This window comes from Alcaligenes faecalis (genome assembly GCF_009497775.1).
GTDB lineage: Bacteria > Pseudomonadota > Gammaproteobacteria > Burkholderiales > Burkholderiaceae_B > Alcaligenes > Alcaligenes faecalis_D.
This window is the reverse complement of the sequence record NZ_CP031012.1, coordinates 3,340,147-3,351,836: the sequence shown is the minus strand read 5'-3', so window position 1 is coordinate 3,351,836 and position 11,690 is coordinate 3,340,147. Positions and strand designations below refer to the sequence as shown.

The window sequence follows — 11,690 nt, the reverse complement described above, 5'->3', positions numbered from 1 at the left end:
CAGGGCCGTGCTATAGTCTTTTTCTTCGCAGCTTTTGTAGTTCTTGAAAGCTTCGGGCGGTTAACTCAGTGGTAGAGTGCCACCTTCACACGGTGGAAGTCACAAGTTCGAACCTTGTACCGCCCACCATCTCTACCTTCCTTATTTCCCCCCAGTTGTTTTCCATTGCCTTTGTTTTAGGCGGTTTTTGCGCGTCTTCTCATTTTGGCTACTGTGTTGATGGCGACCTTAAATTGTGCAGGCAGCGTCCTTCGGCAGAAGGATATAAGTCTTGGGGAACTCAAAAAAGAATAGTTATCCTCCAGCTGATTGCTGATTGCTGATTGCTGATTGCTGATTGCTGATTGCTGATTGCAGGAAGCAGTTCGTGGAATGAAAAACGCCCCATGAATATTCATGGGGCGTTTTTTTACCAGCAAGCAAGCCGCGATGTCTGCTCAAGACATCGCTCTGTGTCTTACAACCAGGTCAAACCAATCGAAATGACGATACCCGAGACAATCAGCTGAATCAGGCAAAAGCCCATGATGTCTTTGGCTTTCAGACCGGCAATCGCCAATACCGGCAAGGCCCAGAAAGGTTGCAGCATATTGGTCCAGGAATCACCCCAGGCAACGGCCATGGCGGTGCGGGCCATATCAGCATCCAGAGCCTGAGTAGCAGCGATCACGACCGGGCTTTGTACCGCCCACTGGCCACCGCCCGAGGGCACAAAAATGTTGACCAGACCGGCGCTCATGAAGGTCCAGAAAGGCAGGGTGGTCGCCGTGGCAAAGGACACCATCCACTCGGACAAGCTGGCGGCCAGACCGGAGTCGATCATGATGGCCATGATGCCGGCGTAAAAGGGGAACTGGATCACAATCCCGGCTCCACCGCGAATGGCTTCATCCAGACTTTTCAGCAGACGACGGGGAGTACCGTGCAGCAAGATGGCCAGAATCAGGAAGGTGAAGTTGATCACGTTCAGGTTCAGGGTAGCGCCGCGCAGCACGTAGTAGTCAAACAGGTAGGCCAGGCCAGCAACACCGATCACAATCGAGATCAGACGGCTGTTTTCCAGACGGTCTGCGGGGCGATCGGTGGTTTGGTTGACATCGTCTGGAGTGTCTTCCAGCAGCTTGGGATCGACATAAATGCTTTCCTTGTCGCTGGGCAGCATCAAGCGGTTGATCAGCGGCACCAGGATGAACAGGGCGATCACAATGGCCAGGTTAAAGAAGGCAAAGATAGTGTCCGATGTGCTGATAATGCCGATCTTGTCTTCAGAAAAGTGCCCCGAGGTGGCAATGGTCAGGGGTACAGAACCGGCCAGGCCACCGTGCCAGACCAGAAAGCCCGAGTAGGCACTGGCAACCAGCAAGCGGTAGTCCACACGGACCTGACGGGCCAGTTCTTTGGCGAACAGGGCACCGACCACCAGGCCGAAACCCCAGTTGATCCAGCTGGCTGCTAGCGACACCAGGGTCACCAGAATAATGGCCGAACCGGCTGAACGGGCTAGCGAGGCCAGGCCACGCAACCAGCTTTTTACCAGCGGTGTGCTGGCCAGCATGTGACCGGTCAGCAAGACCAGCAGCATTTGCATGGCAAAGGTCAGCAGGCCCCAAAAACCGTTACCCCAATATTGGATGATCTCCATGGGAGAGCGTTGCTCAAACGCCATGGCCGCAATACCGGCAATCAGTGTGAGCAGGATGACGAAAATATACGGATCGGGTAGATAGCGTTCAACCAGGCGGACCGAACCGCGCGTCATGGCTTTAAACATAAATTGTGCTCCTGTGGATTTGCGCCAGTATTTGCGCGGGTCCTGATGTCTTGGGATTGTTTGGGTGCTCGTTTGTGCGGGCACCTTGCTGGCAGCATTTTGATGTAAATGCTCAGTACAGCCGTATTGTTGGCGAGAAGCCGCAAATTGGGAAGACGGGAAAACCTGAACCTTAAAGTTTCTGGCTAGTTGTTGTTCTTCGCTATATGCTCTACTATATAGCGGTGTTTTCGAAAGAACCATCACTCATCGCTCGATGATGGGTTCTATTTACGGGCCCCCTGGGGCCCGTTTTTTTTTGCACCACTGCGTGGTGTCAGTTCATAAATCAATTAGAAAGATCGAATAGGGAAGTGGAATGAGACATCAGTCCAAACGCGCTATCGCGGCGCGTCATCAGTCCGTCTGTTTTGTGCCTCGCGCAGTGGTCTTGAGCTTGATGGGGGCCTTGGCAGTTGGCCAGGCTCAGGCTCAGGAAAACAACGACCGCGTGTTTCAGCTGGGCAAAGTGGTTGTTCAATCCAACCTGGATCGCGAGGCTCCGTTGGGGGAGAGCGCCGTCAGCCAGAAGGAAATGCAGGCTTTTGATTTGCGCGATGTGGGTGCCGCCGTTAGTGTGCAACCTGGCGTGACCGTTTCGGCGGGCGGTGCTCGTAACGAACAAATGGTCTATGTGCGCGGTTTCGATTCGCGTCAGGTGCCTTTGTTCCTGGACGGTATTCCACAGTACGTGCCGTATGACGGCTATGTGGACTTTACCCGTTTCACCACCATGGACCTGAGCGAGATTCGCGTGGCCAAGGGGGCAGCTTCCTTACTGTATGGCCCCAATATTATGGGTGGTGCCATCAACCTGGTGACCCGTAAACCCGTCAAAGAGTTTGAAGGCGAGTTCCGCGCCGGTTACGCCACGGGCGATCAACGCTACAGTGCCTTGAACGTGGGCACCAACCAGGGCTCCTGGTACTTGCAAGCTGGCCTGTCCTGGTCGGGCGAGCGTACCTTCCCCTTGGGCCGTGGCTTTGAAGATCAAAAAGCACGTCCTACCGATACCGGCGGCATGCGCAGCAATGCTTCGCAAATGGACAAGAAAGCGTCCTTCAAACTGGGTATCACCCCCAATGCGACGGATGAATACGTCATTGGCTACGTGAACCAGAAAGGTCAGAAAGACAATCCGGTTTACACCGGCGTGAACGATGCCAAGCTGGGTCAACGTTACTGGCGCTGGCCATACTGGGACAAGGAGAGCCTGTACTTTCTGAGCTCTACCCAGATTGGCGAGAGCAACACCATCAAGACCCGCGTGTACGAAGACAAGTACAAGAACGGTCTGGATATGTATAGCGATGGTCAATACGCGACTCTGACTGGCCCGACCAGCGAGTACACGGACCGCACCCGTGGTGCTGCCCTGGAATGGGTCAACACCAGCCTGGACAATCACGAGCTGCATTTCGTCTTGCACTACAAGGAAGATCAGCACCGTGACCCCAAGTCATCGGGCACCGAGCACTACAAGGATGTGACCACGTCTCTGGCGTTTGAGGACCGCATCGCCTTGGGTGAGCTGTGGCAGTTGCGTGTGGGTGCCAGTCACGAGCGTCGCAAGGCCAAAGAAGCGCACAACTTTGAAACCGGCGATACCGATGCCACCAACGGCTTGCTGGAGCTGGGTTACGACTGGAGCGAGGCCATGCAGGTCTACGGCAGTGTGGCCTACAAGACTCGCTTCCCCACGATTAAAGATCGCTACTCCAGCCGCATGGGTTACGCCCAACCCAACCCGGATCTGAAACCCGAGCATGCCATTCATTACGAACTGGGCTTGCGTGGTCAACCCTGGGAAGGCGCACAGCTGGAATCGGCGCTGTTCCTGAGCCAGGTGCGTGACATGATTCAAAGCACCGTCATCCAGGCTCCTGGTTGTGACAAGTACCGTCCAGTGGGTTTTTGTGATCAGGCCACCAACGTCGGCAAGGCGCGGCAAATGGGTCTGGAGCTGTCCTTGCAGCAGGAGTTTTCTGCTCATTGGTCAGCAGGCCTGGCGTACACGTATTTGAATCGCCGCAACCAGTCTGACCCAGACGTCAAACTGGTGGATACACCCAATCACCGCCTGTTTGCTCACGTGAGCTGGAAGCCCACTGCGCAGTGGGAAGTAATGGGTTCGGTGGAAACCGAAAGTGGCCGTTACTACTCCTACGCCAACAGCAAGGGTGATCAGATCTACGAAAAAACACCGGGCTTTGCCTTGTTGGGCTTGAAGGGTATCTGGCGTCCCAACTCGGACATTACCCTGGAAGCCGGTGTGCGTAACCTGGGCGACAAGTTGTACCAATACAAAGAAGGCTACCCCATGCCCGGACGTGTCTGGTTTGTGGGTGGAAGCTATCGTTTCTAAAGCCGTGCTGTTATTGGCAGTTAAAAGAGGAAGGGCGGGATGAAGCGTCGTGACATATTGCGTGCCTTGGCGGCACTGCCGGCTTTGGCGCCTCATGCCCGTTTGCTGGCTCGGCCTGAGCAGGCGGGAGCCAGCGCCCCGATCAATCTGCATATCAGCGTGGCGGGTAAATTGCCCGATCCGGCCCATGTTGGGCGGGTGGTGGCAGCCGGTCCGCCCGCTTCGGTGCTGGTGTATTGCCTGGCACCCCACACGCTGTCAGGTTGGCCTTTTCAGCTGGCTCCTGCTGCACGCAGCATGATGGAGGCCGCTGGTTTTTCCTTACCGTATCTTGGCCGTCTGGCCGGTCGGGGCAGTACCTTGTCCCTGGAAAGCCTGCTGGCTCTAAAGCCCGATATGGTGGTGGATATAGGCGATGTGAATCCCTATTACGAGTCAGCCGCCAAGTCCGTGCAGGAGCAGACGGGCGTGCCTTATGTCTTGCTGGATGGTCGCCTGAACGACAGCCCGGCGCAGTTACGCCAAGCGGGGCATATTCTGGGGCAGGCCGAGCGCGGCCAGCAATTGGCCTTGCGCGCACAAGCTATTCTGGATACCGCCCATCAGGCTGCCAGCCCCCGAGCCAAAGGTTTGAAGGCCTATTTGGCACGCGGTAACGATGGTCTGGAAACCGGCATGGGCCAATCCATTCATACTGAGGTGCTGCGGCTTTGCGGCCTGACGGTAATGGGTGATGAGAAAACCGATAATCGCCTGGGCCGTATTTCCTACGAACAATTATTGGCCTGGGATCCGGACATTCTGTTTGCCCAGGATGATGCTTTCTTTGAACTGGCCCGTACCCAGGCTCCGTGGAATCAGCTCAAAGCGGTGAAGGAAGGGCGCTTGTATCGCGTGCCTGCCTTGCCCTTTGGTTGGCTGGATGGCCCGCCGGGAATCAATCGTCTGGCCGGTGTGATCTGGCTGAATGCCTTGTTGGAAGGCAGCGCGGCCATGCCACGTATGTATGCAGAGCTGCAGGAGTTTTACTCGGCCTTTTACGGCATGTCCTTGGACGAGGCGCAAGTTAAGCGATTGGTACAAGGGCTGGACCCGCTGGGTTCGCAGCAAGGCGCATGAAAGCCAATTTGCCCTACGGGCTATTGCTGCTTTTGCTGGGGCTGATTCTGGCCGTACTGGTGGTGTTTGCCTTGGGGCAGGGGGCGTATCCCTTGTCCGGGACAGAAGTGCTGCGTGCCTTGGCCGCCGGTTTTGGTAGCGACCCGGAAGCGGGGCAGAATCAGGCCGTGCGCGTGGTCTGGGATCTACGTCTGCCACGTATTGCAGCGGCTTTGCTGGTGGGGGCGGCGCTCTCGACCGCAGGCGCGGCGTATCAAACCATGTTTCGCAATCCACTGGTTTCACCCGATATTCTGGGCGTGTCCTCGGGCGCAGGCCTGGGGGCGATTCTGGCCATCTATTTGAATTTCTCCTTGTTCGGCGTACAGATGGCAGCCTTTGTGGGCGGCCTGCTGGCAGTGGGCATTGTCTTGAGTCTGGCGCGCATGCTGCGCCATCATCCACCCATTCTGATTCTGGTTCTTGCCGGGATGGCGGTTGGCACCTTGCTGGGTGCAGCCTTGTCGCTGATCAAGATCCTGGCTGATCCATATTCCCAATTGCCTTCCATGACCTTCTGGTTGCTGGGTGGGTTAAGTGCTGTGCGCTCTTACGAAGTCTGGCCCGCCGCGATGATGGTGTTGGCGTGCATCGTCCCTGTATGGCTCTTGCGTTGGCGTATCAATGTCCTGGCGCTGCAAGATGACGAGGCCCGCTCCCTGGGCATGCCCGTCTCCGCCTTGCGTTGCCTGCTGATCGTTTGCGCGACCTTGATGACGGCGGTGTGCGTGGCCCTGGCAGGCATTATTGGTTGGGTCGGTTTGTTGATCCCGCACGCGGCCCGTTTATTGGTTGGCCCGGACTTCTCCCGTCTATTGCCCGTCTGCTTGTTGGTGGGCGCCGCCTTTCTCTTGTTAACCGATACCTTGGCACGCAGCATAGGCACGCTGGAATTGCCCTTGGGCGTGCTGACGGCCTTGGTGGGTGCTCCCGGCTTCTTGCTGTTGCTGGCTCGTGGTGCGAGGCAGCGATGAGCGAACAAGGCTTGGAAGCGATTGATCTGGCTGTAGGCTACGGGCGCAAGCAAGTCGCCAGCAATTTGAATCTGCGTGTGCAGACCGGGCAGGTCGTCTGTTTGCTCGGACCCAATGGCAGCGGTAAGTCCACCTTGCTACGCACCTTGTTGGGCCTGCAGCCGCCTTTAAAAGGGCAGGTGAAGGTGCAGGGCAAGCCCCTGGGGCAATGGAGTGCGCGTGCCCTGGCCAGACAGCTGGCCTATGTACCGCAAGCGCAGGAGTCGGCCTTTGCCTTTACGGTAGAGCAATGGGTCTTGCTGGGTTGCGCCAGTGAGCTGGCCTGGTACACCCAACCGAGTGCGGCAGATCGGCAATGGGTAGGCGTTTGCCTGGAGCGTTTGGGCATAGGGCAACTGGCTCAAAAACGTATTGATCAGATCAGCGGTGGAGAGCGCCAGCTGTGCGTGATAGCACGTGCCTTGGCGCAGCGTTCGCAGTTCTTGATCATGGATGAACCCGCCTCCAGCCTGGACTTCGCGAATCAATTACGCGTGCTGGATCAGGTCTCACACTTGCGTCAGGAAGGTTTGGGTGTGCTCTTGTGTACGCATCAACCCGAACATGCGGCCCGCGTGGCGGACTGGGTGATCTTGTACCGGGATGGGGGCATATTGGCGCAGGGACAGCCCCGCGACATGCTTAGTCAGGCCAGTTTGCGCCAGCTGTACCAACTGCCAGCGCATGCCTTTGAACTACCGGATTGGTATGCGCGAGGGGCCTGAGGCCCCCCGAGCTTCTCACATGTTTTTCAGGGCAGCACGACCATATTGGTTGTTGTGCTCCACCACGCGCGTCAGCATGGTCATAAAAGTTTGACGCTGCTTGGCGGTCAGTGGGTCCAGCAGTCGTTCCTGGGCGCGGTTCATGCCAGTACTGATCTCCTTCATCGCCGCCAGTCCTGCTTCGGTGATGTAGGTCTGGCGAGAGCGGCGGTCTTCGGGGTTGATACGACGCCCCAGCAACCCCTTTTCCTCCAGCCTGCGGATGACATCGGCCGAGGTGGTGCGATCCAGCCCCAGCTCGTAGCCGATCGTGGTTTGATCCAACCAGGGTGAACCCATCAACACGGACAGGACACCGTGCTGGACAGGGGTGAGGTCACTTTTGCACTCCTCGTAAAACATGGCGTAGTGAATCTGGTTAAGACGGCGAACCAGAAAACCAGGCCGGGACCACAGTTTGCGTCGATACAGCTCGGCATTTTCTTCTTCCACTGGACCCAGGATTTCGGCCTCGTCGGCTTCCAGTCGTTCTTCTTGCTTTAGCTCGGCGTGATTCTTCATGGATAAGTCAGTCATCGATTGAGTGGCTTTCAGCCTGTTGCCAAAAAGGCAGCACACTGAAAGCGGGACGACCTGCAAAGGGTACGGCTGCAAGGTCGGCGTCTACAAGGAAAGCAGGGCTACGCTAACGTGAACAGAAGCCCCGATTTCTGATTTGTAGTCTTGTCTACAGGCGCTGTCCACGCCCCAAAGTATATGTGATTTCCCGACTTGCTGAAAACAATAATAATCAGCATACTGATAGATATTGTTGGGGGGTCAAACGATTGACCTTATGTAAATCAATAATTTAGGGAAAATTTACGGTGAAACGTATTAAAAAAATAGCACTGGAGGAGCACTTCAACGCCGTTGGCTTTGAGGATTATTCCAAGGCCTTTGTCAAACATATTGACAGTGCCGACGCGCGTGAACTGATGGCTCGTTTGCATGACTTCGACGCGCAGCGTCTGGAGGTGATGGATCGTGCCGGTATCGAGTACGTCGTGCTGTCGCAGACCGGCCCTGGGGTACAGGTGGAAAAGGATGTGTCCGTCGCTATCGAGCGTTCACGTCAGAACAATGATTTCCTGGCGCAGCAAATTGCCCGCCATCCCGATCGCCTGGGCGGCTTTGCCACTTTGCCCATGCAGGACCCGGCTGCCGCAGCACAAGAACTGACGCGCGCGGTGCAGGATCTGGGCTTGAAGGGCGCGTTGGTTAACGGTCACACGCATGGCGTGTACTACGACGGCCGCGAATATGATGCCTTCTGGGAAACCGTGCAGAAGCTGGATGTGCCGTTTTATCTGCATCCGTTCGACGCCTACGAAATGCCACACGCTTACACGGGCCACCCGGAGCTGATGGGCGCGACCTGGGGCTGGGGTGTAGAAACCGGCACCCACGCGCTGCGCATGTTGTTCGGTGGTGTGTTTGATCGTTGTCCGGACGTGAAGCTGGTGTTGGGCCATATGGGCGAAGGCCTACCATTCCAGCGCTGGCGCTACGACAGCCGTTTTGCGGTCTACCCGCACGGTGTCACCTTGAAGCGCAAGCCATCCGAGTACATCGGCAGCAATATTCTGATCACCACATCAGGTGTCTGTTCCGCCCCGACCTTGATGGGTGCGATTGGTGAAATGGGTGCTGAAGCCGTGCTGTTCTCGGTGGACTACCCTTACGAATCCACTGAGCTGGCGGCAGATTTCATCGAAGCAGCGCCTATGGATGACAAGACACGCGAGTTGGTGTGCTACGGCAACGCTGCCCGTCTGTTCAAGCTGGACCGGAGCTGAGCATGAGCACATTTTTGTACGGCGCTCATGTGCACGCTAATGGCATTCGTCAGCATTACCTGCGTTTTGGTGGTTCCGTCGGTGGGCGCGATCAGCGCCCTGCCGTCATCATCGTTCCCGGTATTACCAGCCCGGCGGTGACCTGGGGTTTTGTGGGCGAGCAGTTCGGCAAGCACTTCGATACCTACATTCAGGACGTGCGTGGTCGTGGTTTGAGTGAAGCAGCTGAAGGCATGGATTACAGCCTGGATGCGCAGGCGGATGACTTGATCGCACTGGCTCAAGCCTTGGGTTTGAAAGACTACATCGTGGTCGGCCACTCCATGGGTGCGCGCATTGGTTTGCGTGCGGCTCACAAGAACAGCGATGGCCTGAACCGTCTGGTCATGGTTGATCCGCCAGTGTCCGGCCCAGATCGTCGTGCCTATCCTTCCAAGTTGCCTTGGTATGTGGACTCCATGGCGATGGCTCGCAAGGGTTGTACCGCTGAAGACATGCGCGCGTTCTGCCCGACTTGGACCGAAGAGCAACTGCAGTTGCGTGCCCAGTGGCTGCACACCTGCCACGAGCCTGCGATTCTGGCCAGTTTCGAAGGCTTCCACACTGACGATATCCACGTTGACTTCCCGCATCTGAAAGTCCCCGCCTTGCTGATGACCGCCGAGCGTGGCGACGTGGTGCGCGATGAAGATGTAGCCGAGATTCAGCAACTGGCCGCTGGCGTGCAGCACGTTCGTGTGCCCAATGCGGGTCACATGATTCCTTGGGATAACGAAGCAGGCTTTTACGAAGCCTTCGGTGATTTCCTGGGCCAGCGCTTGGTGTGATGTTGAGTAGGGGCCGCCACGGCGGCCCTGTCGTGATTAGGCATGTCGGTTTGAAGCCGAGGTGTCTCACTAGGAGAGACAAAATGGCAGTGAGTGATTATCAACTTATCGAAGCATGGCAAGAGGTTCTGCGCCTGTCCAAGCTGCAAGCAGGTCAAACCGTGACCTTGCTGACCAGCTCCACGACGAATCAGCAAACCATGCAGTGTGCGCAGATTGCGGCGCAATCCATGGGCGCGGTGGTGAACCGTCTGGATCTGTTGCCTGTGAATGCAGAGAAGGCCCTGAGCCGGGATCCTTTGGCTTATCTGGGCACGACGCCTTTGACTGGTAACGAGGCGGCGATTGCAGCGCTTAAAGCCAGCGATCTGGTTCTGGACCTGATGACCTTGTTGTTCTCGCCCGAGCAGATCGACATTCTGAAGACGGGTACCAAGATTCTGTTGGCCGTGGAGCCACCCGAAATTCTGGTTCGCACCGTGCCAACCGAAGCAGATCGTGCACGCGTGACCGCAGCCGCCGCTTTGATCAAGGCCGCCAAGGAAATGAGCATTACCTCTCCTGCCGGCACTAATCTGCGTTGCCCGCTGGGTGAGTTTCCTGCGATTCGTGAATACGGCTTTGTGGATGAGCCCGGTCGTTGGGATCACTGGCCTAGCGGTTTTGTGCTGACCTGGCCGAACGAGTTGGGCACCAACGGCACCATCGTGATCGACAAGGGCGACATCCTGCTGCCGCAGAAAAAGTATTCCTCCGAGCAGATTATTCTGACTGTGGAGAATGGTTATGCCACGAAGATCGAAGGCGGCATTGAGGCGCAATTGCTGGACGAATACATGAAGTCCTTCAATGACCCAGAGGGCTACGCTATCTCGCATATTGGCTGGGGTCTGCAACCGCGTTGTCATTGGTCCACGCTGGGTCTGTACTCGCGTGAGAACACCATTGGCATGGATGCTCGTGCGTTCGAAGGCAACTTCCTGTTCTCCCTGGGCCCGAATAACGAGGCAGGCGGCAATCGTACGACGGCGTGTCACATCGACATCCCCTTGCGCAATTGCACGGTCAGCCTGGATGGCCGCGCCGTAGTGCGTGACGGCAAAGTACTGGACGGAGGCGTTGGTGAGTACGAATGAAGGGGCGGTTTACGCTCAACAAGGGTTTGGGTCGACGTTGGAGCCTAAAGCTCCGTATGGCTTGTTGATTATTGATCTGGTGAATGGTTTTGCTGATCCGGCGGTGTTTGGCGGTGGCAATATTCCCGAGGCGATCGAGAACACGCAGAAGTTGCTGGCAACGGCGCGTGAACAGGGCTGGCCGGTGGCTCACACTCGCATCGTGTATGCGGACGATGGTGCTGATAACAATATCTTCAGCATCAAAGTCCCTGGCATGTTGGGTCTGACCGAAGACGCGCACAACAGCCACATCGTGCCGGAGCTGGCTCCTGCACCCGGTGAGTTTATCGTTCGCAAGAATGTGCCTTCGGCTTTCTTTGGTACACCCTTGGCCGCGTGGCTGACTCAACGTGGTGTGCAAACACTGCTGGTCGCCGGTGCCGTCACTAGCGGTTGCGTGCGTTCCAGCGTGGTTGATGCAATGCAACTGGGTTTCCGCCCCTTGGTGGTATCTGATTGCGTGGGTGACCGTGCGATTGGGCCACACGAGGCTAACCTGTTCGACATGCGTCAGAAGTACGCCACTGTGGCAACGCGTGAAGAGGCGATGAAGTTGATTGGAGTTTAAGACTCGGGGTTTTTAAACTTTTGAGTCTTTGAGAAGAACGATGTGCTTCGTCATTTTTTAGCAGTTTGATTGACGGAGCCTGTGTCGTCTTTTAACTGGTCTGTTTCTACAGATTGGTGATTGAGTATCGGTGGTCTGCCGCTTGGGGGCAGGCTATCGGACCTGTGCCCCTGAGAGTCGAACGACTCTCGGGGGCTTTTTTATAGTT

The 11,690-nt window shown here is 56.6% G+C and carries 10 protein-coding genes and 1 tRNA gene; 9 read left to right on the top strand and 2 right to left on the bottom strand.

The window, feature by feature from the left end:
- Nucleotides 1–54: 54 nt before the first annotated feature.
- Nucleotides 55–129, top strand: a tRNA-Val gene (locus tag DUD43_RS15485).
- Between the two features lie 328 nt (nucleotides 130–457).
- Here the strand turns inward: DUD43_RS15485 and DUD43_RS15480 are convergent.
- Nucleotides 458–1,771: a short-chain fatty acid transporter gene (locus DUD43_RS15480; protein ID WP_045929763.1), complete on the bottom strand. Its 1,314-nt coding sequence runs from the start codon at nucleotides 1,769–1,771 to the stop codon at nucleotides 458–460.
- Nucleotides 1,772–2,129: 358 nt separating this feature from the next.
- Here DUD43_RS15480 and DUD43_RS15475 point away from each other — a divergent pair, with 358 nt between their 5' ends.
- The 4 genes from DUD43_RS15475 to DUD43_RS15460 are packed head-to-tail and all read left to right on the top strand — an operon-like array spanning nucleotide 2,130 to nucleotide 7,071.
- Nucleotides 2,130–4,175: a TonB-dependent receptor plug domain-containing protein gene (locus DUD43_RS15475; protein ID WP_153230978.1), complete on the top strand. Its 2,046-nt coding sequence runs from the start codon at nucleotides 2,130–2,132 to the stop codon at nucleotides 4,173–4,175.
- Between the two features lie 39 nt (nucleotides 4,176–4,214).
- On the top strand, nucleotides 4,215–5,294 hold the full coding sequence (locus DUD43_RS15470; RefSeq protein WP_153230977.1) for an ABC transporter substrate-binding protein: 1,080 nt from the start codon (nucleotides 4,215–4,217) through the stop codon (nucleotides 5,292–5,294).
- Nucleotides 5,291–6,307, top strand: coding sequence for a FecCD family ABC transporter permease (locus tag DUD43_RS15465; protein WP_153230976.1), 1,017 nt, complete (start codon nucleotides 5,291–5,293; stop codon nucleotides 6,305–6,307). Before DUD43_RS15470 ends, DUD43_RS15465 begins: the two co-directional genes overlap by 4 nt.
- Nucleotides 6,304–7,071: an ABC transporter ATP-binding protein gene (locus DUD43_RS15460; protein WP_153230975.1), complete on the top strand. Its 768-nt coding sequence runs from the start codon at nucleotides 6,304–6,306 to the stop codon at nucleotides 7,069–7,071. The genes DUD43_RS15465 and DUD43_RS15460 overlap by 4 nt, the downstream gene beginning before the upstream one ends.
- Nucleotides 7,072–7,086: 15 nt before the next feature.
- Here the strand turns inward: DUD43_RS15460 and DUD43_RS15455 are convergent, their stop codons facing one another.
- On the bottom strand, nucleotides 7,087–7,647 hold the full coding sequence (locus DUD43_RS15455) for a MarR family winged helix-turn-helix transcriptional regulator (RefSeq protein WP_035275664.1): 561 nt from the start codon (nucleotides 7,645–7,647) through the stop codon (nucleotides 7,087–7,089).
- A 290-nt stretch (nucleotides 7,648–7,937) separates the two neighbouring features.
- Between DUD43_RS15455 and DUD43_RS15450 the strand changes: the two genes are divergently transcribed.
- The 4 genes from DUD43_RS15450 (at nucleotide 7,938) to DUD43_RS15435 (ending at nucleotide 11,482) form a co-directional block, all read left to right on the top strand.
- Nucleotides 7,938–8,909 (top strand): amidohydrolase family protein, encoded by a 972-nt coding sequence (locus DUD43_RS15450; protein WP_042486206.1) that lies wholly within the window; start codon nucleotides 7,938–7,940, stop codon nucleotides 8,907–8,909.
- A gap of 2 nt (nucleotides 8,910–8,911) precedes the next feature.
- Nucleotides 8,912–9,736: an alpha/beta fold hydrolase gene (locus DUD43_RS15445; RefSeq protein WP_153230974.1), complete on the top strand. Its 825-nt coding sequence runs from the start codon at nucleotides 8,912–8,914 to the stop codon at nucleotides 9,734–9,736.
- Between the two features lie 83 nt (nucleotides 9,737–9,819).
- Complete coding sequence (locus tag DUD43_RS15440; RefSeq protein ID WP_153230973.1) at nucleotides 9,820–10,872, top strand: 2,5-dihydroxypyridine 5,6-dioxygenase; 1,053 nt, start codon at nucleotides 9,820–9,822, stop codon at nucleotides 10,870–10,872.
- Nucleotides 10,859–11,482 carry an N-carbamoylsarcosine amidohydrolase gene (locus DUD43_RS15435; RefSeq protein ID WP_153230972.1) on the top strand — a complete coding sequence of 208 codons (624 nt, stop codon included), beginning with the start codon at nucleotides 10,859–10,861 and terminating at the stop codon, nucleotides 11,480–11,482. Before DUD43_RS15440 ends, DUD43_RS15435 begins: the two co-directional genes overlap by 14 nt.
- Nucleotides 11,483–11,690 lie beyond the last annotated feature (208 nt).

Bases quoted from the DNA above. Each gene is read 5' to 3' on its own strand.
- DUD43_RS15480 (WP_045929763.1), bottom strand. From the start codon at position 1,771: ATGTTTAAAGCCATGACGCGCGGTTCGGTCCGCCTGGTTGAACGCTAT.
- DUD43_RS15475 (WP_153230978.1), top strand. From the start codon at position 2,130: ATGAGACATCAGTCCAAACGCGCTATCGCGGCGCGTCATCAGTCCGTC.
- DUD43_RS15470 (WP_153230977.1), top strand. From the start codon at position 4,215: ATGAAGCGTCGTGACATATTGCGTGCCTTGGCGGCACTGCCGGCTTTG.
- DUD43_RS15465 (WP_153230976.1), top strand. From the start codon at position 5,291: ATGAAAGCCAATTTGCCCTACGGGCTATTGCTGCTTTTGCTGGGGCTG.
- DUD43_RS15460 (WP_153230975.1), top strand. From the start codon at position 6,304: ATGAGCGAACAAGGCTTGGAAGCGATTGATCTGGCTGTAGGCTACGGG.
- DUD43_RS15455 (WP_035275664.1), bottom strand. From the start codon at position 7,647: ATGACTGACTTATCCATGAAGAATCACGCCGAGCTAAAGCAAGAAGAA.
- DUD43_RS15445 (WP_153230974.1), top strand. From the start codon at position 8,912: ATGAGCACATTTTTGTACGGCGCTCATGTGCACGCTAATGGCATTCGT.
- DUD43_RS15440 (WP_153230973.1), top strand. From the start codon at position 9,820: ATGGCAGTGAGTGATTATCAACTTATCGAAGCATGGCAAGAGGTTCTG.